This window comes from Chromobacterium sp. LK11, from assembly GCF_001043705.1.
GTDB lineage: Bacteria > Pseudomonadota > Gammaproteobacteria > Burkholderiales > Chromobacteriaceae > Chromobacterium > Chromobacterium alkanivorans.
Map to the genome: position 1 here is coordinate 12,557 of NZ_LDUR01000009.1, position 22,077 is coordinate 34,633.

A 22,077-nucleotide genomic window follows, 5' to 3' on the forward strand; every position below is an offset into this window, starting at 1 on the left:
AAACCGGCAGCCGAGGCCTAACAGGCCGCGGCTGGAATGCGCCGGGAATCAGCCGCGTATACGTCGCCTAGCGCGACGGCGCAGCGCTAACCGAGGATTTGATTCGTCGCCGGGCGGGGGCCAAGGGGAAAACGTTGCTCCAACCAAGGCGAGTGACCAAAGTAAGCGCCGTTCAATTGGGTATGTTTGACCAGATAGGCGCGTAGCTTCCGGTACAGCCTGGCTTGGGGCGGAGTGGGCTTGCACCAGAATCGATGGAGTTCGGTTTGGCAAGTCAGACCCGGGATATCGTAGAGCGCGCGCCCCATCGTGATCAAAGGCTTGTCGTGATGCAAGGCGGACAAGCCGACGGTGCTATTGATGGTGACCACGCCCAGACTGTGTTTCAGCAAGCTGGGCAAATGGCCGTCATGCATATAGAACACGCGGGATTCGACATGATTTTTGCGCGCCAACTCGCCGATATAGGCTGAATAGTTTCTGTGTCCTCGATCCAGCGGATGATGTTTCAACACCAGGGCGGTATGTTCGGGAGCGTGTTGCGCAAATGAAAAGATCAGTTCCGCGATGAAGTCGCGCACATCCTGATAAGGGCTGTGATACAGCACTTGGCTGTCGTTGAAAACTTGCAAGGGAACCAGAAAGTAGCGCTGGTCCCATTCCTGTTGAATATGAAGGCGCAGCTTGTGTTCCAGCACGTGATACAGCGCTTTGCGCCAGCCGGCGCGCAGCCAGAAGAAACCCTCGCGGAAAGGAGAAAAATCCTTATGGTGCCGATAATGCGGGTAGCGCGAGCGCCAAAGCCTGGCTGCGACATAATAGGAGGCGGCGCTGCCGGCCATCCGGCGAAAGGAGGCCCTGGTGGGCTCGGGGGCCGTGAGTTTGCCTGCCTCATAGCGCAGCATCGCGGTCGGATTGGCGGCCAGACGGGAGTGGGCGTTGACTCCGTCCTGCTCCAGGGTGATGTAGTCGGGCCGCAGATAGCCTTCTTCGAAGGCGTAGAAGGCCAATGCCCATTCCTTGCAGACTTGGGCCGCCACGCGGTGGTAATGGCGGCAATCGCCGAAACAGACGACGGCGTCGATGCGATGGGCCAGTAAAAACGCCTGCAGCCAGGCGGCGAAATCCTCCGGCTGTCCGCGGTAGTCGGTGGCGTTCAGCCGCCGGTGATAAAGCCGGTCTCCGCCGTTGAAGTTGATTTTGGTCACGTGCACGCCATGGCGGCGCAGCCAACTGGCCAACTGGTTGAAGAAGTTGCCCATCGGCCCTTGCAAGAGCAGCAGGCGTTGATGGGAGAGCAAGGCTTGAGCGGCGAGCATGGGGCGGCGCTCAATGCAAGGTACGCAACAGACCCAGACCCTTGCGCCACTGTCTCGCCAGCCAGTGCGAGCGGGTGCGTCCAGGCTTGAGTTGCTGTTTGCGCCGCCATAGGTGTTCAACCACGGCTTCGGCTCTGGCGAAGCCCGGCTGGCCCGGGATCACGTAACGGGGATAGGCAATCAACACGCCGTAGACCAACTGCTCCAGCGTGAGCCGGCGTTGTCTATGGGGGATGGGCAGATGATCGTGAGTCAGGCCCCAGCCGGCGTAGAAGGGCATGCCGTAGCAATGTACCGGCTTGCCGCGCAGCAGGGCTTCGAAACCGGCCTGGGAGGTCATGGTGTGGACTTCGTGCGCGACGCTCAGGCAGGCAATGATGTCGGCGTTGTCCGCCACTTGGTCCGCCAAGCAGGCAAGCTCCTGCTCGGAGACCGCCCCATGCCGGTTGCCGGACGAGACATCGGGATGCGGTTTGTAGATCAACCAGGCGTGCGGCCGCAGCCGGCGTACCTCCCGCAGCAGCGACAGATTGCTGTTGAGCCAAGGGGAGGCTTCGCGGAGGGAGGCGTCGTCTTCCACTTGGCCGGGAACCAGGACTATGGTTTTCCCGGTGGCCGCTGCGGCGAGCTCGAACGCCGCGCCCACATTGTATTTGCTGAGTCGCAGCTCCAACAGCCGTAATCTGAGGCGTTGGGCGCGAAGAAGCTGCTGCGGGTCCAGCTCGAGTTCGCAGAGCAAGCGTTCCAGGCGCGAGGCCGGCGTTGGGGCGTAATAGAGGCCGGCGTCGTCCACCACCACGGACAAGGGCGGCTGCAAATCGGAGCCCAGTCCCCGCGAGCGTACAAAGCCGTCCTCCATCCTCAGCAAAGGCAAGCCATGCCGCGCCGCCAGAGAGGCGGCGTCCGGCGCCATGCCCCAGGCCACCAGCTTGCTGTCTGGAGGAAGCCGCGGCGGCAGCTTGCCTGGTTTCGAGATAAAGCGGACTTGGTTGCCGGGGTGCTTCAGGAAGGGCCACACCACCGCGCGTTTCCACCAGCTCATGCCGATGCACCACAGCACGCCGCCGGTTTGCTGCCGCAAGCTCCGGTTTAGATGAATCCACTCCGCCACGTCGAAGAAGGTGCCGGGTTCCCCGGTTTCCGGATGAATGTAGCGGGCGTATTGCAGATAGGCGGCGTGAAACAGCTCCTCCAAGGTCCGGCGACAGTACCGGCGCAGCTTCAGCGTGGGCATTTCCGGGTGGCGGTCATCGGTCAGCCCCCAGCCCGCATACCACGGCATGCCGAAGCAGACGACCTGGCAGCCGGCGATCAAGGCTTCGAAGCCCATGTGCGAGGTGGCGGTGTAGACCACATCCACCTGGGACAGCAGCGATTGGGGACAGGCGTCCTCAGCGATCAACTTCACGTCGGGCGGAGAGAGAGGCAGATAGCCTCGTTTTTTGCCGGCGATCACGTCGGGATGCGTTTTTACCCAGATTTCCGCTGCGGGATGCTCGCGGTAGGCGGCTTCCAGCATGGCTTGAAAAGTGCATGTGTCCGCACCGCCCAGTCGCACGGACACGTCGCCTTTGGTTTGATCCAGCACCAGCACGCGCGGGCGTCCGCTTCGTGGAGGCAGGGCAATAGTTGGTGCGTGGTTGTATTTGGAAAGCCGGTCACGGCGCATCCGTTCCAGACCGCTTTGAGCGTCCTGCTGCTCGGAGTCGGATAGCGATGTCGAAGCAATCAGCTGTTCCAATTGAGATGGGCGGGTGGCGTCGTAGTAGATGCCTAGCTCGTCGATCAGCAGCGACACCGGCGGCTCGCCGTTGACGCCGAGGCCGAGCGAGCGCAGGAAGCCGTCTTCCAGCGCGATATAGGGCAGGCCACATCTTTGTGCAAAGGCGCGGGCGCGACGAGTGGATGAGCGTAAGCCCCAGCCGGCTACGGCCGTTAGGGAACTGGCTGCGGGTTGCGGCGACCAGCGGCGGCAATGGCATACCGGTTGGCCGATCAGTTCCCTGAGATAGGGAATGCGGGCAATGCCGGGCGAAAGAATGGCAATTGTCACTGTTGGTTTTCAGCCAGAAAAGCAGAGAAGGCTTGATGCGTCTCTGGATGTTTCAAGCCAAAGTTGACCGTAGCCTGCAGATAACCCAGTTTGGAGCCGCAATCATAGCGAATTCCTTCCAGCTGGAGCGCTAATACAGGCTCATTCTTTATTAGTGCGGCAATACCGTCGGTCAGCTGAATTTCACCGCCGACTCCGGGTTTAAGGTGTCTGAGCTTGTCAAAAATACTTGGGGTCAGGATATAACGTCCCACCACGGCCAGGGTGGAGGGTGCTACGGAGGGGTGAGGTTTTTCCACAATGCCGGTGATACGTCGCACGCCCTCATCCTGCATGGATGTTTCCACAATGCCGTAAGAACTTGTGGCTTCGCGCGGCACGTTTTCCACGCCCAGGATGGAGGTGGGGTGCTGTTCATATAGCTTTACCATTTGTGCCAAGGCACCGGGCTCGCTGTCTATCAGGTCATCCGCCAGAATCACGGCAAATGGTTCATTGCCTACCGCTGGCTGTGCGCACAATACGGCATGCCCCAGTCCTAGTGCCTCGGCTTGGCGAATATATAGACAGGAGACCTGCGGTGGCAGGATATCTTGTGCCAGTGACAAAAGTTTGTGTTTGTTGCGCAGCTCCAGTTCGGTTTCCAGCTCGTAAGCTTTGTCGAAATGGTCTTCGATGCTCCGCTTGTTGCGGCCGGTAATGAAAATCAGCTCAGTCATGCCGGCTGCAATGGCCTCCTCCACCGCGTATTGAATTAGCGGCTTGTCGACAATCGGCAGCATTTCCTTGGGGCTGGCCTTGGTGGCAGGTAAAAAGCGAGTGCCCATACCTGCGACGGGAAAAATGGCTTTTCTAATTTTTGATTTCATGCTTTAACCTATATAGTAATGATTTGCCCGTGTTGTTTTTTTCAATGATTGATTGCTCAATGGTCGTGTCCATGTTGATGCTTTCACCTAAAGCAATGGTGAACGCACCAGCAGGGATATTGCTGTTTTTAGATATTTCAAAACATAGTTTGAAAATAGAATAGATGTCTTGACGTGTGACGAGTATTCCATTAATGATTGTTTTTGAGTTGGTGCGCAGATGTTCGTAATATATGGCGCAGGCCAAATAATAAAATATGGAATAATTTTCAATGGAGCATTCTCTCCATAAATGAATATATTTAATTCCTTGTGAGATTGCACTTTTATATTTTTTGTTTTGAGAGTCAGAGAGGAAATTTGATATTGAGAAATCATCTTCAAATTGTAGCGGTGCATGATGACAGAGTGCTCGGCTCCAAACAATGCCATGCTTGATGGTCTGTGCAGGTTGTCCAGCAATAACACAGTTGCTCTCATGAGAGCGAGTAACGATAGCACCTGTGGAAACCACGCAGTCAGAACCAATCGTGCAGCCTTTTAATATCATGCTGTTTTTTGCAGCCCATACCCTATTTTTAATTTTTATAGATTTGGCAAAATTTAATCGAGTGCCGGTTTGCAAGTCGAATATGCTGTGAAAATCAGTTGTGCTGATTATTGTGTTGTCGAATAAACAGTCGTTTCCAATGTTTATGTCGCTACATTCCCGTGCCGTTATGGATACGTTGCCGTTGCAGACAAGTCCATGGCCGATTTCTATTTTTGATGATTGAGAAGCATTGAAGCTGCCTTTGATTTTACAAGCGTTGCCAAATTTGACAAAACTGTTTTCTTTTATTGAAATGAATCCATTTAAAATAAAGCCATCACCGCATTCAAAGTGACTGTTGGTGTCAATTTCGATGTGGCCATGCTCTATTTTGCAATTGATTCCAATGGATATATTGGCTGGGAGGTTTGAAAATGATTTTATGGTTGTCATAGTGTTTTGTATAGTGATTGATGTAATTAAAAATTAAATTTAGGTGTGCTCTAGTATTAAGCCGGAAACGGTTTTTTCTATGCGCATAGAGTTATTGTTGTCTATGTGTGAAAAAAATTTACGGGAAGTGCGTAATTGCGCTTCAGAGATTTTAAAATTATTACTCTTATACGCTATGATGGTTTCTATTAAGTCGTTGGCATTGTTGAATATAGGGCCAGGTATGCCATTGATAGGGCATACTAAAGGCCCTCCACGAGAGGCAAAAAATTGTTGCTGATCGAACCAATAAAAGAGGACTGGTTTCTTTTGATATAGCATGTCAAATGATGCGGATGAGTAATCTGTCACCATTAAGTCGGAGTTTATAATTAGCTTTTGAATGTCAGTGTTGTTCATTTGCACCATTTCTATTTCAGTGCTTTTGTCGAGCATGTTGAGATGCTTGTCCATCTTGTGATGCAAACACATAATTATTTTTGTTTTATGAGTTTGGATGAATGAAATTAATTTTGGATGCGTTGTCAACTCGTATACTTTTTTGAAATACTGAGATTTTTCGAACTCGGTAGCGTTTTTTTGGGATAGCCAGTCTCGCCACGTCAATAATATTAAAATTTGATTGTTTGTTTTTTTTCTGAATTTTGGCAGGCTGTCAAATCTTGATAAACCAGTCACGGATACTTCACTGTTCTCAAATCCAAACTGCTCACAAATGAGTTTTTTTTCAAAATCGGAACTGACAATAAACCTATCAGGTAGTTCATTTCTTCTTTGCATAGAATTTTTGTCGTAATAACCTTTGGCACGGTTGGTGGCGAATACTCCATGTTGTAAAAATACTTTCTTTTTGTCGGAAAATTGATGGCTGACGCGCCTCCATTGATGCAATATATCTCTCATAGAGTCACTAAATATATAGGCGGCGGCTTTGTGAAAAATAATAAAATGCTTCAAACTGCCATAGTGGACAACGTTTTTGTATGGAGCCAAATTTTTTATTGTTTCGGCATTTTTTTCTATGACGAAGTAGTGCTCTAAATCGGTGGATTTTTTTTCTTGCGTGTGTTTGAAATAGTAGTAGCTGGTGTCGTTTGCAGTTTGGCCAAGGCGCTCTCCAACTAAGACGATATTTTTCTTCTGTACGGACTTGACCGCAATGAATTTTGCGATATTGAATTTTAACCACCATCCTAGTAAGCGGTATATGTTTAGAATATTGGTTTTTATTTTTCTTGTTAGAGTGAGTCGCTTTTTTCTTACTATGCTTAAGTAATCTTTTATGATAGTGGTGTCGTTTATTTTCTTGCCTCGTCTCAAACAGCTTCTCTGCAGTTTCTCGTTTGCAACCCGATAAGCCTCACTGTAAAAACCATGAAATATCAAAGTGAGTAATAAGCGCCGTTCAGGAGTAAATATACCTATCATTGAATAACCAATTTCGTTCTTTATGAAATTTCTAATAGACTTGTAGATAGGTTTTGTGACTGTAAAGCTATTGTCCTTTGAAAACTTTCCCAGTCGATATAGTAAACTTTTTAATATAAAAATCTTTATATATCGAATTTGAGGGTCAGGCAGATTGAATTGCTTGGTTAGATCGTAAACAATGAGTAAGTCGTTGAAAACCTTTTCATTGACAATTTGTGTACACGAAGGGTTGTTTTCATCGTCTCTACCTTGGTAGAGATAGGTAATGTCTGGAGTTGTCGAAATGTGATTTGCACGATACAGTGCATGGATGACAAAAATCCAGTCCTCAGCTAGTTTGATCCCTTCAGGAAAAGTAATGTTGTATTTTTCTATAAGTTTTTTCTTGAATAGCTTTGCCCATGGTGGACTTGTTTTTATTAATATGGATCTATGAGTGAATTTGACCTTTCGGAATGCCGCACTTGCAACTTCGGCATGATCATCAATGAACCAGCTACGTCTATTGTTGAAAGCCTTACTTTGTGCAATGACGACTTCAGATTGAGTTTCTTTTGCTAATTTATACAACGGTGTTAGCGCATTGGGTGGAAGTAAGTCGTCAGAATCCAGGAAGTAGATGTACTCGCCGCTGGCAATTTTTAATGCATTGTTTCGGGCTGAGGATTGCCCGGAGTTGGGTTGCCGTAATAGTGTTATATTTTTATATTTTCGAACGTACTGTTTAATGATATTTATGGAGTCGTCAGGTGTGCCATCATCTACGACGATAATTTCGATGCACTCTTCTGCTGGACGACCTTCTAGTTTTTGAGAAATAACGGAGTCTAGACATTTGGCAATGTATTTTTCCACATTGTATACGGGGATGATGACGGAGATTGCGTAGTTCATTTTATGGTCCGGAATAATGGTGATTTAATGGAATATAAAGTATGCTACGATTGCCAGTATTGCTTGATGGCAAGGTGATGTTTATTTGCTTGGGAGTTGAAGTCATTTGCGCAAAATGAATGAGGTGAGTATGGTGTTCCTTTTCTTTTTTTTAATTCTAGCCAAAAAGAATTTGCACTCGCGGAGTTTATATTGAAATAATAGCAAATGTCTCTAGCTGGCGACGCCTGAGCTTGGGTGTACATTAGCCAAGGCACAAGAAAGGTTGCTAAATTTAAATCATTGTTTTGCCGAAATCGGTTGTTAAGAAATTGAAGAATTTGATAATTAAATAGGTGCCATGATTCTTCAAATGTGCTTTTTCTTAAAGGTATGTAGCTATGAATGAGAGGGGTGTCTACTTTTAAGCCAAATGTCATTTCCAATAATGCGGCACACTGCGTGGCAGCATGTAAAGTTGGTGTCGATATACCTCGTGCCCACATGGCCTTGAGGCTTTTGTGTGATAGGAAAAGTGATGCGATGCCGTTGCTACGAAAAAAATGACCGGGGGGAAGTGGACGTGCGACAAAAACATCATCGTTGAAATAAATGAAGTGTTCGCTTAACTCAGGAATACGGTGCAAGTGCGCTTCAATCACATGAGAGTTGAAGGTAGGCAGGTAACAGGCTGATATCAGATCCTGATGGTCTATTACGCGGACACGGTTATTTGGAGTCAGCCATTCTGGGCATTGTTGGTCAGTGATGATGTAAATGCGGCGAACCCATGGAAGGTAAGTCTGAACGCTGTACAGGGAATATCGCAGTTCGTCATGATTGTTGAAGCGGGCAGGATCGTTGGCGTATAGCCCTAGGTGTTCAGGGCTATAGCTTGCCAATGTTTTTGTGCGGCGGGCTTGCCACTGGGGGTCGTCACCGTTGACCCAAGTAAAGACCACATCAATTTCCAATGTATTGTCCAGCAAGCTTTCCAGTGCCAAGTCGTGCTTGAGCAAGATGGTTTCTTCATCTTGCGGACAGGCGATCTCGTTGCGAATGATTGGATATTTTTTGTTGAGATAGTCTCGAACAAAAAGACCGGGATGCCGTAGCAATTTCTTTAGTTTTCTCATAGATTGAAAATCACTTTCGCCGCTACTGCGATCTGGTAAAGAATCTGCGTAATGCCGCGTGTTATTTCAATATTCTTGGTTTCGAGCTTAGGCATGACCATGACTTCGTCACCGGCATCCACTTGGGCGCGTTCACCGACAGGGAGAGCGCTGCCGTTTTGCTTCATCAAGACTAATCGGGACTTATCCGCAGTTTGGTTGTAGCCGCCGACGCGTGCGATGTAGTCGCTTACAGTCAGACCTACTTGCCAATTGACGGCGTTGGGAAACAGCACGTCGCCATGGATCATAACGACGCTGGTTTTTTCGGGTATTCTGATGACATCGCCATCTTCCAGCAGAGTGGTCGGCAGGTTTTTCTCGTCAAGCACGACCTGTCCACGTGGTTCAACCTTGCTGGCCTTGGAGATGAAGCGTTCGATCAATTCGGCTTCGCGGGTGCGCAGGTCCGCCTCTTCCTTGGTGGAGGAACGAGCGGAGAACGCGGTTTCTTGCAGTTTTTGCAAGGACAAGGTCAGCATGGTTTTCTGCTGTTCGGCCACAGATTTGCGGAACAGCTGTAGCGCGTCCACCCGAGACATGCTGTTGGTGAATCTTGGCCAGCACGTCGGCCATGCTGGCGCCGTAAGGCAGTACGATGGCGTGTTCACCGGAATGGGCGCCTTCCACTCGCACCTGGATGGTGCCGGCGTAGCGGTCAGCGCTGATCAGCAACTGGTCCCCGTCCTGCAGAACCACGTTCTCAGCCTGTTCCAGCGGGTAGTATTCGCTGCGCTTCTGCGTGCCTTGGCGACGGATGATGCTGGCGTGGGTGGCGCCGGGCTTGGGGCGAGAGACTTGCAAGGCTTGTTGCAGGCTGATGCTGCTCTGCCCGAATTCGAAGTCATAGGCGTTGAATACCTGACCGCTGACTGAGAAGGTATGTTGGCGCGGGCCAACCACGATGACGTCGCCATCGGAGAACTGCACCATATCCATCCTGCCCTGAAGCAGGAAATCGTAAAGGTTGACGCGTTGGCGCAGGATGTCGCCGCGCTTGATCTGAATGTCGACATAGCTGCCGCGCTCGGCGTCGACACCGCCTGCCTTGTCCAGATAGCTGAGCACGCTGTCTGCGGCAATGCCGCCATAGAGGCCGGGTTGCTTGACGAAACCGGTGACGAAGACCTTGACCGGCTGGGCGACGTCCAGCGCCGCGTAAATGTTGACATTGGCTTTGTAGACGCGGCGCACGCGGCTTGAGACTGCTGCGTTCAGTTCGCCGTTGCGGATGCCGGCGACCGGCACAGGACCGATGTTCGGAATGAAGATATTGCCCTGGGGGTCGACGAGCAGCTGCGCGTCGAAGTTGAAGGCGCCCCACAGGCGCAGCGCGATGCGATCACCGATGCTGAGCTGATAGTTGGGGTTGAAGCCCTGGCCCGCGCTATTGCGGAAGGCGCCGCCAAAGAGTTGCGAGCCGAACATGCGGCCAGGCGGCTGCGGGGGGACCATGAATGGGACCTCCTGCGACGTAGCCGGCGCTGGGAGCTCGGCGGCTTGTTGCCGCGAGAGCGGCTCCGGCTCCGCCTGCGTGCTGGACAACAGGGAAACCGCATGGGCCTGGCCCAAGACCAGGCAGAGAAGTGGGAAGAGCTTGGCGCGTTGCATAGTGGGGCTAAATCTTGTGGTCTTCGATGATGGACATGGCCAGGCGAGCGCTGCCGTAAAGCAGGCCGCAGACGATCAACAGCGTGGCCAGGGTATAAAGTTTGCGCGGGTATTCCGCATCTTCGGCCAGTTGCGGCGAGGTCACGACGGCGAGGCTCTTGCGCTTGTGGCTGGCTTCCACGCGGCTTTTCTCCAGAGCGGTCAGCGCCAGCTTGTACAGGTCGGCCTGAAAATCGACTTTGGCCTTCAGTTCCTGATACTGGGCGGCTTGACGGTTTAGCCGTCCGTCCTCAGGAGCGGCCAGCTTGCTTTTTTCATGGAGAATCTGGGCTTTCAGCGCCGCCAGCGCGCCGGCCAGAGCCGTGATCTGGGGGGCGTCGCTTTGCAGATAGCTTTGCAAATTGCGCAATTCGGCCTCCAATTGCGCCTGCTTGGCCTGTAGCTCCGCCAGCAGCTGGCCTGCCGCCTGGGCCTGGGCGATAGGATCGAGTTGGCCATGGCTGTTCTGATACTTCAGCAAGGCCTCTTTGGCCGTGTTCAGACTTTGATAGGCGCGTTCGGTCTCTTGTTGGGCAAAGGCAAGCTCATTGCGACTGATGGCTTGCGACAGTCCATTGATGAAACGCTCACTTTCTTGCAGGATGGCGAGGTTCAGGCCCTGGGCGAACTGAGGGGTGAAGCCTTGGCTGCTTATCGTCAGCAAAGAAGTCTTATCGTCGAACTGGACAGCGACCTTGCCGCGATAGAAGGCCAGCGTGTCTTCTCTGCTGGCCGATTCGGATAGCCTATGCGGCCAGTCAAGTCCGGCGGCGTCGAACGCTTTCTTGAATGCCAGCCGTGCTTCCAGTTGTTGCAGCATGTCCGGAGAATGGATGTATTGCTGCAACAGCATGGCGTCTTCCCGGGCCGTTGAGGCGCCGGCGCCTAACAGAGTGCCAAGGTTGAGATCCCCGCTGCCGTCGCCGGAGCGTTTGACGATGACTTTGGATTCGCTGACGTAGCGATCCTGGGCGATCAGGGAATAGTATCCGCCGCATAGCGCCAGCGGCAGAACGATGCAGACCCATGGCGAGATAAGGCGCGCAAACGGGATTTGGGGCAAGAAACGGTCAAACCACTTCAACATCTTCTTCTTCCCGGTAGGCCTGAATGGCGTCGTCAATGCGCTGGAAATAGCGGACTTGGGAGCGGCCTAGCAATAGCCCGGCGTCGCAGAATTTCTTCAGCTCGGACATGGAGTGGGACACCATCAGGAACTGGCTGTGCCGCCGGCGCTCTTGCATCAGCGCCGCGCTTTTGCGTTTGAAGGCGGCATCGCCCACCGCGGTGACTTCGTCGACCAGGTAGTAATCGAAGGGGAAGGCCATCGACAGGGCAAAACCAAGCCTGGAGCGCATGCCGGAGGAATAGGTCTTGATCGGCATGTCGAAATAGTTGCCCAACTCGGCGAAGTCCTCGACAAAAGCGACCTTGTCGTTTAGCTCGTGTTTGCGGGCATAGAGCCGCGCGACGAATTTGACGTTTTCACGTCCGGTCATGCTGCCTTGAAAGCCCGTGGCCAAGCCCACCGGCCAGGAGATTTTGTGTCGGGTGACGACATTGCCGCTGTCCGGGCGATCCATGCCGCCGATGATGCGGAGCAAGGTTGATTTGCCTGCGCCGTTGCGGCCGATCAGGCCGACGCTGACATTGGACGGGATCGCGAGGTTCAGGTCTTTGAAGACATGGAACCGTCCATTTGGCGTCTTGTAGGACTTGTTGAGTTTGTGTATTTGGATCATGAGCGCAACATGGCCGGTTCCCGGCCTTTATAGAGTGATAAGCCGGCAAACAGCAGAGCCAGAGTCCAGGCGGATAGTTTGGCCAGGCTGGAGTCGTTCAGTGGGTAGCCGGGAATGACCGCGTGCCGTATCAATTCAAAGGCATGCAGCAGGGGATTCCACTCCACCAGCCAGCGGTATTCGGCGGGGATCAGGCTGGGGGGAAACATGACCCCGCTGATGAAGTAAAGCGGCTTCATCAGGATGGGCAATAGTTTGTTGGCGATCTTGAACGCATGCCCCAGAACCATGTAGACCATGCCCCAGGCCAGGGCCAGCAAGCTCAGCAGCAGCCAGGCCGTGGTAAACAGCGGCAAACTGCCTAATCGGAGGGTTTCGCCGGCAAACCATAGACAGACCATCAGCATGGCGTAAACCAGCGCGTAGATCAGGCTTTCAAGCAAGGCGCGAGTAAGCACCGCGTCTAGCGGGCGTACCGGGCGGTAGCTGAACAGGCCGCGATTCGCTTCTATGGCGTTCAAGGAGCGCAGGGCGATATTGTTGAACAGCATATAGGGCACGATGCCGCTGATCAGGAAGACCGGAAACGAAACGCCGGGCATTGCGCGGCGCATGATGAAGCCAAGCACCAGCAACAGGATGGCCATATGCGCAGCCGGCTCCAGCAACGCCCATAGATAGCCCAGCCGATACTCGCCGAAGCGGGTTTTCAATTCTCTCAGCAGTAGCGCGTGCACGGTGGCGCGCATGATGTCGAAGCCGCTGCGCATATCAGATATCGAACGATTTGATGATGCCGACTGTCCGTCGTCTTTCGTCGGTAACCAGCAAGGCGGTGATTTTGCGCTGGTTCATCAGCGCTTCCGCGTCTGACAGCAGGGCGCTCGCGGCAATGCAAAAGGGCGACGGGCTCATGATGTCGCGCGCGCTTAAAGACTTGAGGTCTTCGTGCTGTTCGATGGCGCGGCGCAAATCGCCGTCGGTGATGATGCCGACGGCGGGCGCGCCGGGCGCGCCAACCACGCTTAAGCCCAGGCAGCCTTCGGTGATGGTGCTGACGACGGTGGTGAAGGTGTCGTCCGGCAGGTTGAAAGGAACGCGCGCATGCATCGCGTCCTTGGTCTTGGTCAGCAGCTTGCGGCCCAGCGAACCGCCAGGATGAAAACGGGCAAAGTCTTCGGCCTGGAACTGGCGTTTCTCCATCAGCGCCACGGCCAAGGCGTCGCCCATGGCCAGAGCGAGCGTGGTGGAGGTGGTGGGCGCCAGATTGTTGGGGCAGCTTTCGCGCTCCACCGGGATGGGCAAGGATAGGTCGGCCTGCCGCGCCAAGGTGGATTCCGGTTTGCCGGTGATGGCGATGACTTTGGCCCGGATGTGTTGGAGGTAAGGCAGCAGACGCAGCACCTCCTCGGTTTCTCCGCTATTGGAGATCAGCAACAGGCAGTCATTGGCCATGATCATGCCCAGGTCACCATGAAAGGCTTCGCCGGGATGGACAAAAAAGCTGGGGGTGCCGGTGGAGGCCAGAGTGGCGGCGATTTTGCGTCCAATGATGCCGGACTTGCCCATGCCGGAGACGATGACCTTGCCGGTAGTGGCATACATGAAGTCGATGGCGCAGGAGAAAGAAGCCGACAGCGTGTCCGCTTGTCGAATCAACGCGTGCCCTTGGGTGCGTAAGACGTGTACTCCGGTTTTAATGGCATGCATGTGGCTAATCCAATAGGATGTGCGGCGCAACAGCCTTATTTTTCTGGCGCGCTCGCTGTATCAGCTTTCACCCGGCACCGGGCTAATAATTCGTCATGATGCTAGCATCGACTTGAAATATCCTCATTAGGAAAAGTCCTAAAAAAATCCGAGGTTTCCGCCAAATTTTGCCGGGGTGATGTTTGTTTGATAATTAATTAATATATTTATTCAAATGTATTTTTTCTTTTCTTTTATAAAAATAAAGGTTATTTAAACTCTATATTTGCATATGCTTTTGTAGGCTCTTTCCATCAAGTCCGAATTGCCGGCTTGGGCCGCGGCGCTTGCATGGACGCGGCGCATATCCGCTGGGGAGGTGTTATGGCTGAAACGGAAGAGGACGCGGAGTCCGGGAGTTGGCGTCGTCGACTGGCGCAGCGCTTACGCCATGAGCGCCGCCGCTGGCGTCGGCTGGCGTATTGGTTGCAGCAGTTTCGCAGCGACAGGCCGTCGTTGCGCTGCTACGCTTGGCGGCCGGCGCCGGAGGATGTCGACGACGCGGCGTCGAAGCGCTAGGTCGTCGCCGCGGACAGCGGTACAATGCGGCTTTACTTTCGCCATCGCCGTCCATCATGAAGTTCACGCCAGGCCGGGTGCGGCCTCTGCCCCGTCTGCCCGGTCGCGCCCTGCAACAGCAGGCCCGCGCCGCCTTGAAGCAGGGCGAGGTCATCGCTTATGCCACCGAGTCCTGCTACGGCTTGGGCTGCAGTCCGCTGGATGTGCGGGCCATCCGCAAAATTCTGGCGATCAAGGCCAGGCCCAATCACAAGGGGCTGATCGTGATCGCGGCCGACGTTTCCCAGATCCGCCACCTGATCCGCCCGCTGAGCGCCGCCCAATACGCGGAACTGGCGCGCTACTGGCCGGGTCCATATACTTTTTTGCTGCCGGCCTCGCGCCGGGTGCCGCCGGCCTTGCGCGGCAAACACGACAAGATCGCCGTGCGCGTGACCGCGCATGGCGAGGCGGCGGCCTTGTGTCGCAGCCTGGGCACGGCGCTGGTGTCCACCTCGGCCAACCGCGCCGGCCAGCAATCGCTGAAGACCGCGCGCGCCTGCCGCGAGGCGTTCCGCCAGCGGGTGCTGACCCTGCCGGGCCGCATCGGCAAGCGGCGCAAACCGTCCACCATCATTGATTTGGAAACAGGCCGCGTGTTGCGCTGAGCCTGGCGATTACAAGAGGAGTTGCCGTGCAACAGATTTCCTTCCTGAGCCTGATCCTGGACGCCAGCCTGATGGTGCAACTGGTGATGGCCGGCCTGGCCTTGATGTCGGTGCTGTCCTGGGCCTTGATCTTCAACAAGATAGCGGTGCTGCGCGCGGCGCGGCGCAATAGCGACGAGTTCGAGCGCAATTTCTGGAGCGGCGCGGATCTGAACCGCTTGTACGAGGACGCCAGCCGCCGCAGCGACACCGTGGGCATGGAGCGCATCTTCCAGTCCGGTTTCGCCGAGTTCCTGAAGCTGCGTGGCCGCAACGGCACCGAGCTGTCCGACATCATGGCCGGCTCGCGCCGCGCGATGAAGGCGGCGGCGCAGCGCGAGCTGGACGCGCTGGACAGCCATACATCCTTCCTCGCCACCGTCGGTTCGGTCAGCCCCTATATCGGTTTGTTCGGCACGGTGTGGGGCATCATGCATGCCTTCATCGGCCTGGGCAACGCCGGCCAGGCCACCTTGTCCACGGTGGCTCCGGGCATCGCCGAGGCGCTGGTGGCCACCGCCATCGGCCTGTTCGCGGCGATTCCGGCGGTGGTGGCCTACAACCGCTTCGCCACCGACGTCGACCGTCTGGCCACCCGCTTCGACAGCTATATGGAAGAGTTCTCCAACATCCTGCAGCGCCTGGCCACGCGTTAAGCCTGGCCCGTCCGCGGCAAAATTGGACTTGCCACGGACATTCCCATACGGCATGGTATCCGGTTCCACTTTCCCGAGCCGCACCATGCCGTTTTCGCGCATCCCCCCGCTGACCTTAGCCGCTTTCTTCGCCCTGTACGTGATCTGGGGCTCCACCTATCTGGGCATCCGCATCGGCATCGAGTCCTGGCCGCCGATGATGATGGCCGGCTTGCGCTTCTCCCTGGCCGGCTGGCTGATGTTGGCTTATTTGTGCCTGCGCAAATACCCGATGCCGAACGCGCGCGAACTGGGCGGCGCCGCCTTGCTCGGCGTGCTGATGCCGGCGGTGGGCAACGGTCTGGTCACCGTGGCGGAGAAAGACGTGTCCTCCGGCGTGGCCGCCTTGGTGATCGCCACCGTGCCCTTGTTCACCCTGTTGTTTGCGCGACTGTTTGGCCAGAAGGCGCGCAAGGTGGAGTGGGCCGGCATCGGACTCGGCGTCTGCGGCATGGTGTTGTTGAATATGGGCGCGAATCTGAAAGCCAGCCCCAGCGGCGCGGCCTTGCTGCTGCTGGCCTCGGCCGGCTGGGCCTTGGGCTCGGCCTGGAGCCGGCATCTGACCCAGCCCAAGGGGCCGATGGGCAGCGCCTGGATGATGATCTTCGGCGGCGCCGCCTTGTTGCTGGCTAGTCAGGCCTATGGCGAGAAGCTGCAGGGGATGCCGACTCTATCCGGCTGGCTGGCCTTGCTTTATCTGGCGGTGTTCGGCTCCATCATCGCTTACAGCGCCTATCTGCACCTGCTGAAGACCGTGTCGCCGGCCGCCGCCACCAGCTACGCCTACGTCAACCCGGTGATCGCGGTCTTGTTGGGCGTGGTCTTCCTCGGCGAGCACATCGGCCTGCACGAGATGCTGGCGATGAGCGTGATCGTGGCGGCGGTGGTGTTGATCAGCTGGCGGCGTTAGAGCCTGCTCAAAGTCTCGCGAGCAAGGGCGAGACAAGGCGAGAGCGAGCGAAAAAGCGGAATGTACACGTGGTGCATGAGCATTTTGAGCTGGTACTCACCGTGCAAGGCTTCACGAAGCGCAGCAGACTTTGAACAGCTTCTTAGCCCGTCAGCGGCGACATGCGCCGCAGCAGGCGGCGTCCCTGGCGTTGGTGCTGGATCACCGCGCCGATGTGGCCGGTCAGCAGCAGGGCCAGCGCAACGTTGCTGGCGAAGTGCAGCTTGGCCAGCGCACGGGTGGCCACGCTCGGCTCCAGGCTGGGCGGCAGCGTGAGCAGGCCGAACAGGTCGACCGGTCGCTCCATCATCAGCCAGCCGCTGGCCAGCGATAGACAGGACAGCAGATAGAGCAGCGCGTGCGCGCGGCGCGCCAGCCGGTGCTGAGCCGGCGCGATGCCGGCCGGCGGCGGCATGCGGAAGCTGGTGCGGTAGACGATGCGCAGCAGGAAGACCGGCATCAACAGGGTGGTCAGTGCAACGTTGAACGGCGGAATCGCCGCGGCGACGGCGGGCGGCAGCGCGCCGGAGGCGAGGGCGAAGCCGCTGAGCATCGCCCACAGGATCACGGCTGCGCAAATCCAGTGCAGCCAGGCGGCGAGGGGCGGATAGCTTCGGGTCGAGGTTTCCATCGGAATCGACTTTCTTGCGAATCCCGGCAGGCGACGCGCGGCAGTCGTCCCGCCTGCGTTGCGGGCACGGCGTGGCCGCCGTCCAAGGCGGGAGCCTGCGGCAGGAGGAGTGGGAGGAGGCCGGCCTTCCCGGGAGGAGAAGGCCGGCGGTTCAGCGCCTCAGACGTTTAGTCCGCGCGCCGAGAGCGGGGCGAGAGGCTTAAACCGGCGCCCACAAGGCGGGTTGGGTGGACGGGGTCCAGCCCGCGCCGGCCCAGGCGGTGTGCGGCTGCAGGCAGCGGTACTTCTTGCCCTGATAGCTGACGATCTGGCCGGCGGTGTAGGACAGGCCTTCTTTCCAAGTGTCGCCCACCGGCGGCGGGTTGATGCCGCCGTCGCCTTTCTTCAGGTCGATCTGGTAGGTGTAGCCCTTGTAGCTGTCGTTCAGGTACACGCGGTTGGCGGTGGCGCTGCGCTCCGGAGTGATGGTCACCGTGCGTTGTTTCTGGCTCATCACGCCAATGCGGATCGCCTTGGAGGTGGCGTTCACCTTCACGCCCAGCTCGTACGGCCAGTTGGCCATCTGGCCGCTGACGGCGTCCAGCGTGACCGGAATGGTTTCCGCGTCGCGGCCGCCGGCGTCGAAGACGCGCAGGGTGGCGGTGCTGTTGTTCGGCAGGTTTTCATAGGCGGTCACCTTGCCGACTTCTTTCCACGGATTGGTTACCGGCGGGGGTTCCGGCGGGTTGGTGCCGTCGCCGAAGACAACGTCGGAGCACGAGTAGAACGCTTCCTCGCTGTCCGCGCGTTTCCAGACATTGAAGATGATGTGCGGGCCGCTCTTGCCGGTCGGCAGCTTGGCCACCATGTGGTAGCGCTTGTTGGCGTCCAGCGGCGGGTTGCCGGTGACGGTGTGGAACGGTTGCGGATCCAGATCGGACCACTTCAGCGGCTTGGTCTGATCCCAGCCGTTCTTGGTGACGTAGAACTTGAAGTACTTGGTCGAGTGCGGCGCGGTGGCGTGGTAGACGAACTCGTAGTTGCCGTTGGCGTCCGGCACCAGCTTGGTTTTCGGCCAATCGGTGCGTCCCAGGTTGAAGCCCTTGAACTTGTCCTGGCCGCCGGCGCACAGCTTGCCGTCCGGCACCACCGCTGCGTGATTGTCGCCCTGCGGGTTCTGATTGATGCCGTTCCAGTCGTACATGGCCTGGGTGCCGCCTACGCGACGGGCTTCTTGGCAAGCGGCGGATTTCGGCGATTCCGCGCCCTCCTTGAAGCAGTTGTAGGTGCGGTTGATCGGCACTTCCATGGTGCCGTGGGCCCAGAGCGGTGCGCTGAGGCAGGCCAGGGCGAGAGCGGCGGGAAGGCGCAGTTGTGGTTTCATTCTGACTCCTTTGAGCTACGAGTGGTATGCAAGCGCCCAGCAGTGCACCGGGCAGTCCAATCATCATATGAATGACATATGATTTAAAATGAGACGACTATTTTTAATGTAAGTTTGGCGAAAGGTACTATTGCCATACTTACTGTGTGGTCTTGTATCCGCTTGATTCTTGCAAAAAATGCTCATTCCCAGACCTGTCCCGCCGGTCACGGCGTATCGATTCCAAATTTTCCCCTGCCAAATCATCCGTTTGTCGTTTTGCTGCCATGCAGCAAGCCGCCAATAATGCGCGCAAATAAAATGGTATTGACGTGGTATTAATGTGGTATTAACGTTCGCGGTAAGCCGGAAGGCCGGAATCGACGCGCGTCGGCGCGGAAGATGCCAGCCGGGGAGACAGGTTATACACTGGGGTTTTCAGACCACTTGCAGACAACCCATGGAAAATCGCTGGCTTGCATTGAAACCGGATGAAACCCTGACCACGCCGCTGTATCTGCAGCTGTCGCGGAAACTGGCCGACGCCATCAACGCCGGTTGGTGGCAAGCGGACGAGGCGCTGCCGTCGGAGCGGACGTTTTCCGAAGAACTGGGCATTTCGCGCGTCACCGCGCGCAAGGCGATGGACGTGCTGCTGGAGCAGGGCCTGATACGCCGGCGCCAAGGCTCGGGCACCTTCATCACGCCGCGGCTGGAGCAGCCGCTGTCGCGGTTGACCGGCTTTACCGAACAATTGCGCCAACGCGGTTTCGTGCCGTCGTCGGTGTGGCTGGAGCGCGGCGTGTTCGCACCCAGCAATGAAGAAGTGATCAAGCTGGGGCTGTCGCCCACCTCGCAGGTGTCGCGGCTGAAGCGCCAGCGTCTGGCCGACGGGGTGGTGATGGCGATCGAGATGACCACCTTGCCGGTGGCCTATCTGCCGGAGCCGCAGCAAGTGGGCACCTCGCTGTACGCCCATCTGGACGCCAGCGGCCACTCGGTGGTGCGCGCGCTGCAGCACATCCGCGCGGTGAACGCCTCCGGCGACATCGCCACGCTGGCCGGCATCCGCCCCGGCGAGGCGATGCTGCTGATTACCCGCATCGGCTTCAACGCCGAGAACATCGCGATTGAATTGACCGATACCTATTGCCGTAACGACTACTACGATTTTGTTGCCGAACTGAGACGATGACCCAACACCGAGTGCTGCAAGGACGCATCCTGACCGAATCCGGCTGGATGGACGGCGAATTGAAACTGGCCGCCGACGGCCGCATCGAGGCCATAGACGCGCGTTTGGCCTCCGGGCGAGCGGTGGAGCGCTATCTGCTGCCCGGCTTCATCGACCTGCACGTCCACGGCGGCGGCGGCGTGGACATCATGGAGGGCGGCCGCGCCGCCGAGCGCGTGGCCAAGCTGCACGCCCGCTTCGGCACCACCTCCTTGCTGGCCACCACCATGACCGCGCCGCCGATCGACATCGAGCAGGTGCTGCGCGCGCTCGGTCCCTCCTGTCGCGAACGCCAGCCCGGCGGCGCCCGCATCCTGGGCGTGCATCTGGAAGGCCCCTACATCAACCCCGGCAAGCTGGGCGCCCAGCCCGACGACGCCTGCCGCGCGGTGATGGAGCAAGTGGACTGGTACCGTTCGCTGGCGCCGGTGTCGCTGATCACGCTGGCGCCGGAAATCGCCGGCCACATGGACATCATCCGCCAGCTGGCTGAGCAGGGCGTCAAGGTGCAGCTGGGCCACACCCTCGGCAGCTACGAAGACGGCGTGCAGGCGCTGGAGCAGGGTGCGTCCGGCTTCACCCATCTGTTCAACGCGATGAGCGGCCTGCACCACCGCGCGCCCGGCATGGTGGGCGCGGCGCTGGCGCACGCCGAATACGCCGAACTGATCCCGGATCTGCTCCACGTCCACCCGGGCGCGATCCGCGCCGCCCTGCGCTCGATTCCGCGCCTGTACTGCGTTACCGATTCCACCGCCGCCGCCGGCATGCCGGACGGCGAATACAAGCTGGGTTCGCACTCGGTGACCAAATGCATGGGCGGCGTGCGCCTGGCCGACGGCACCCTGGCCGGCAGCACCCTGACCATGGATCAGGCGCTGCGCAACCTGGTGTCCATCGGCCTGCCGCTGGCGGACGCGTCGAACCGGCTGTCGCTCTATCCGGCCGACTACCTGGGCCTGGCCGACCGCGGCCGGCTCGCCGTCGGCGCCTGGGCCGACATCGTCGCGATGGACGCGGATTTGAATTTGCAGCAAGTCTATGTAGAGGGAGAAAAAATTGGCCTCGTTGATGCTTGAAGAAGCGCTGTACGCCGCCGAAGCGGTGGCCGCGCAACACATGTACGCCGATGAAGCGCTGGCCGCGTTGGGACGCGCGCTGGCGGTGGAGCGCCCCAGCCTGGCGCTGACCGTGGCCCGCGGCAGTTCCGATCACGCCGCCAACTACTTCGCCTATCTGGCGATGCAGCGGCTGGGCGTGCCGGTGGTGTCGCTGCCGATGTCGCTGGTGACGCTGCACCGCGCGCCGCTGGCGGTGAAGGGTCAGCTGGCGGTGGCCCTGTCCCAGTCCGGCCAGAGCCCGGACCTGATCGACACCATGAAGGCGCTGGGCGCCGCCGGCGCGCGCACCGCGGCGCTGGTCAACAAGCATCAATCGCCGCTGGCCGCCGCCTGCGAATGGGTGGTGCCCTTGTGCGCCGGCGACGAAAAAAGCGTGGCCGCCACCAAGAGCTACATCACCTCGCTGTCCGCGGTGGCGCGCCTGGTCGCCCACTGGCAGGCGGACGACGCGCTGCTGGCCGCGCTGGCCAATCTGCCGCAGCGGCTGACCGAAGCCACGCGCCAGGACTGGAGCCTGGCGGTGGACGCCTTGCGCGACGCCGAACGCATCATGGTGGTGGGCCGCGGCCTGGGCTTCGCCGTGGCGCTGGAAGCCGCGCTCAAATTCAAGGAAACCTGCGCGATCCAGGCCGAGGCCTTCTCCGGCGCCGAAATCAAGCACGGTCCGATGGCCTTGATCGACGACGGCTATCCGCTGCTGATCTTCGCGCCGCGCGGTCCGGAGCAGCAGGGCCTGATCGAGCTGGCCGAGGAAATGCGCGGCCGCGGCGCCAAGGTGCTGCTGGCGGCGCCGGAAACGGTGCCCAGCCGCGACCTGACCCTGGCGCTGGCCGACGACGAGGCGCTGGACCCGTTGCTGGCGATCCAGAGCTTCTACCTGATGGCGGCGCGCCTGTCCGAAGCGCGCGGCCTGAATCCGGATGTGCCGCGTCATCTGTCCAAGGTGACCTGCACGCGCTGAGTCCGGCAACGCTTGAAACCGCGCCCCGATCTGCGATGCGAATCGGGGCGCGCCGCGAACGGCGCCCAGCGGAACCCGCGCCGGTCGCGGAGA

General features: G+C 57.4%; 20 protein-coding genes. 6 read left to right on the forward strand and 14 right to left on the reverse strand.

Annotation, left to right across the window (positions count from 1 at the left end; genetic code table 11):
* Nucleotides 1-86: 86 nt before the first annotated feature.
* From VK98_RS04685 to VK98_RS04725, 12 genes are all read right to left on the reverse strand, one after another.
* The gene (locus tag VK98_RS04685) at nt 87-1,319 is read right to left on the reverse strand and encodes a capsule biosynthesis protein (protein WP_048412941.1); all 1,233 of its coding nucleotides are present in this window, start codon (nt 1,317-1,319) and stop codon (nt 87-89) included.
* Nucleotides 1,320-1,329: 10 nt separating this feature from the next.
* Complete coding sequence (locus VK98_RS04690) at nt 1,330-3,372, reverse strand: capsular polysaccharide biosynthesis protein (protein WP_048412942.1); 2,043 nt, start codon at nt 3,370-3,372, stop codon at nt 1,330-1,332.
* Nucleotides 3,369-4,241 carry a UTP--glucose-1-phosphate uridylyltransferase GalU gene (gene galU, locus VK98_RS04695; RefSeq protein WP_048412943.1) on the reverse strand — a complete coding sequence of 291 codons (873 nt, stop codon included), beginning with the start codon at nt 4,239-4,241 and terminating at the stop codon, nt 3,369-3,371. The genes VK98_RS04690 and galU overlap by 4 nt, the downstream gene beginning before the upstream one ends.
* Nucleotides 4,225-5,226: an acyltransferase gene (locus VK98_RS23200; RefSeq protein ID WP_082158752.1), complete on the reverse strand. Its 1,002-nt coding sequence runs from the start codon at nt 5,224-5,226 to the stop codon at nt 4,225-4,227. Before VK98_RS23200 ends, galU begins: the two co-directional genes overlap by 17 nt.
* Before the next feature lie 39 nt (nt 5,227-5,265).
* Nucleotides 5,266-7,551, reverse strand: coding sequence for a CDP-glycerol glycerophosphotransferase family protein (locus tag VK98_RS23205; RefSeq protein ID WP_082158753.1), 2,286 nt, complete (start codon nt 7,549-7,551; stop codon nt 5,266-5,268).
* 44 nt (nt 7,552-7,595) lie between these two features.
* Nucleotides 7,596-8,666, reverse strand: a complete 1,071-nt coding sequence (locus VK98_RS23210; RefSeq protein WP_082158754.1) for a stealth family protein — start codon at nt 8,664-8,666, stop codon at nt 7,596-7,598.
* Entirely contained in the window at nt 8,663-9,091 is a 429-nt protein-coding gene (locus tag VK98_RS24000; RefSeq protein ID WP_197082961.1) for an SLBB domain-containing protein, read from the reverse strand. The genes VK98_RS23210 and VK98_RS24000 overlap by 4 nt, the downstream gene beginning before the upstream one ends.
* Complete coding sequence (locus tag VK98_RS04705) at nt 9,054-10,160, reverse strand: polysaccharide biosynthesis/export family protein (RefSeq protein WP_197082962.1); 1,107 nt, start codon at nt 10,158-10,160, stop codon at nt 9,054-9,056. Before VK98_RS04705 ends, VK98_RS24000 begins: the two co-directional genes overlap by 38 nt.
* 163 nt (nt 10,161-10,323) lie before the next feature.
* Nucleotides 10,324-11,442 (reverse strand): hypothetical protein, encoded by a 1,119-nt coding sequence (locus VK98_RS04710; RefSeq protein WP_197082963.1) that lies wholly within the window; start codon nt 11,440-11,442, stop codon nt 10,324-10,326.
* Complete coding sequence (locus VK98_RS04715) at nt 11,426-12,097, reverse strand: ABC transporter ATP-binding protein (protein WP_048412945.1); 672 nt, start codon at nt 12,095-12,097, stop codon at nt 11,426-11,428. The genes VK98_RS04710 and VK98_RS04715 overlap by 17 nt, the downstream gene beginning before the upstream one ends.
* A complete protein-coding gene (locus tag VK98_RS04720) occupies nt 12,094-12,867 on the reverse strand; it encodes an ABC transporter permease (protein ID WP_048412946.1) in 774 nt (257 codons plus the stop codon). Before VK98_RS04720 ends, VK98_RS04715 begins: the two co-directional genes overlap by 4 nt.
* Nucleotide 12,868: 1 nt before the next feature.
* A complete protein-coding gene (locus VK98_RS04725) occupies nt 12,869-13,756 on the reverse strand; it encodes an SIS domain-containing protein (RefSeq protein ID WP_197082964.1) in 888 nt (295 codons plus the stop codon).
* Between the two features lie 665 nt (nt 13,757-14,421).
* Between VK98_RS04725 and VK98_RS04730 the strand changes: the two genes are divergently transcribed.
* The 3 genes from VK98_RS04730 (at nt 14,422) to yedA (ending at nt 16,656) form a co-directional block, all read left to right on the forward strand.
* A complete protein-coding gene (locus VK98_RS04730) occupies nt 14,422-15,012 on the forward strand; it encodes an L-threonylcarbamoyladenylate synthase (RefSeq protein WP_082158755.1) in 591 nt (196 codons plus the stop codon).
* A gap of 35 nt (nt 15,013-15,047) precedes the next feature.
* Complete coding sequence (gene tolQ / locus VK98_RS04735) at nt 15,048-15,707, forward strand: protein TolQ (protein WP_368651269.1); 660 nt, start codon at nt 15,048-15,050, stop codon at nt 15,705-15,707.
* An 85-nt stretch (nt 15,708-15,792) separates the two neighbouring features.
* The gene (gene yedA / locus VK98_RS04740) at nt 15,793-16,656 is read left to right on the forward strand and encodes a drug/metabolite exporter YedA (protein ID WP_048413195.1); all 864 of its coding nucleotides are present in this window, start codon (nt 15,793-15,795) and stop codon (nt 16,654-16,656) included.
* A gap of 142 nt (nt 16,657-16,798) precedes the next feature.
* On the opposite strand, the gene VK98_RS04745 is transcribed toward yedA, so the two are convergent.
* Nucleotides 16,799-17,326, reverse strand: coding sequence for a cytochrome b (locus VK98_RS04745; RefSeq protein WP_053077229.1), 528 nt, complete (start codon nt 17,324-17,326; stop codon nt 16,799-16,801).
* Nucleotides 17,327-17,525: 199 nt separating this feature from the next.
* The gene (locus VK98_RS04750) at nt 17,526-18,689 is read right to left on the reverse strand and encodes a lytic polysaccharide monooxygenase (RefSeq protein ID WP_048412948.1); all 1,164 of its coding nucleotides are present in this window, start codon (nt 18,687-18,689) and stop codon (nt 17,526-17,528) included.
* Nucleotides 18,690-19,128: 439 nt separating this feature from the next.
* Here VK98_RS04750 and VK98_RS04755 point away from each other — a divergent pair, with 439 nt between their 5' ends.
* Genes VK98_RS04755 through VK98_RS04765 form a run of 3 tightly spaced genes read left to right on the forward strand, consistent with a single transcriptional unit; the run spans nt 19,129 to nt 21,984 of the window.
* The gene (locus VK98_RS04755) at nt 19,129-19,863 is read left to right on the forward strand and encodes a GntR family transcriptional regulator (RefSeq protein WP_019101073.1); all 735 of its coding nucleotides are present in this window, start codon (nt 19,129-19,131) and stop codon (nt 19,861-19,863) included.
* Nucleotides 19,860-20,981, forward strand: a complete 1,122-nt coding sequence (gene nagA, locus VK98_RS04760) for an N-acetylglucosamine-6-phosphate deacetylase (protein WP_156187765.1) — start codon at nt 19,860-19,862, stop codon at nt 20,979-20,981. The genes VK98_RS04755 and nagA overlap by 4 nt, the downstream gene beginning before the upstream one ends.
* Nucleotides 20,974-21,984, forward strand: a complete 1,011-nt coding sequence (locus VK98_RS04765) for an SIS domain-containing protein (RefSeq protein WP_048412949.1) — start codon at nt 20,974-20,976, stop codon at nt 21,982-21,984. Before nagA ends, VK98_RS04765 begins: the two co-directional genes overlap by 8 nt.
* The last annotated feature ends 93 nt before the right edge of the window (nt 21,985-22,077 follow it).

Coding starts and splice junctions, on each gene's coding strand:
- galU (WP_048412943.1), bottom strand. CDS start 4,241: ATGAAATCAAAAATTAGAAAAGCCATTTTTCCCGTCGCAGGTATGGGC.
- yedA (WP_048413195.1), top strand. CDS start 15,793: ATGCCGTTTTCGCGCATCCCCCCGCTGACCTTAGCCGCTTTCTTCGCC.
- VK98_RS23210 (WP_082158754.1), bottom strand. CDS start 8,666: ATGAGAAAACTAAAGAAATTGCTACGGCATCCCGGTCTTTTTGTTCGA.
- VK98_RS04750 (WP_048412948.1), bottom strand. CDS start 18,689: ATGAAACCACAACTGCGCCTTCCCGCCGCTCTCGCCCTGGCCTGCCTC.
- nagA (WP_156187765.1), top strand. CDS start 19,860: ATGACCCAACACCGAGTGCTGCAAGGACGCATCCTGACCGAATCCGGC.
- VK98_RS04715 (WP_048412945.1), bottom strand. CDS start 12,097: ATGATCCAAATACACAAACTCAACAAGTCCTACAAGACGCCAAATGGA.
- VK98_RS04730 (WP_082158755.1), top strand. CDS start 14,422: ATGAAGTTCACGCCAGGCCGGGTGCGGCCTCTGCCCCGTCTGCCCGGT.
- VK98_RS04710 (WP_197082963.1), bottom strand. CDS start 11,442: ATGTTGAAGTGGTTTGACCGTTTCTTGCCCCAAATCCCGTTTGCGCGC.
- VK98_RS23205 (WP_082158753.1), bottom strand. CDS start 7,551: ATGAACTACGCAATCTCCGTCATCATCCCCGTATACAATGTGGAAAAA.
- VK98_RS23200 (WP_082158752.1), bottom strand. CDS start 5,226: ATGACAACCATAAAATCATTTTCAAACCTCCCAGCCAATATATCCATT.
- VK98_RS04705 (WP_197082962.1), bottom strand. CDS start 10,160: ATGGTCCCCCCGCAGCCGCCTGGCCGCATGTTCGGCTCGCAACTCTTT.
- VK98_RS04720 (WP_048412946.1), bottom strand. CDS start 12,867: ATGCGCAGCGGCTTCGACATCATGCGCGCCACCGTGCACGCGCTACTG.
- VK98_RS04745 (WP_053077229.1), bottom strand. CDS start 17,326: ATGGAAACCTCGACCCGAAGCTATCCGCCCCTCGCCGCCTGGCTGCAC.
- VK98_RS04765 (WP_048412949.1), top strand. CDS start 20,974: ATGCTTGAAGAAGCGCTGTACGCCGCCGAAGCGGTGGCCGCGCAACAC.
- VK98_RS04755 (WP_019101073.1), top strand. CDS start 19,129: ATGGAAAATCGCTGGCTTGCATTGAAACCGGATGAAACCCTGACCACG.
- VK98_RS04685 (WP_048412941.1), bottom strand. CDS start 1,319: ATGCTCGCCGCTCAAGCCTTGCTCTCCCATCAACGCCTGCTGCTCTTG.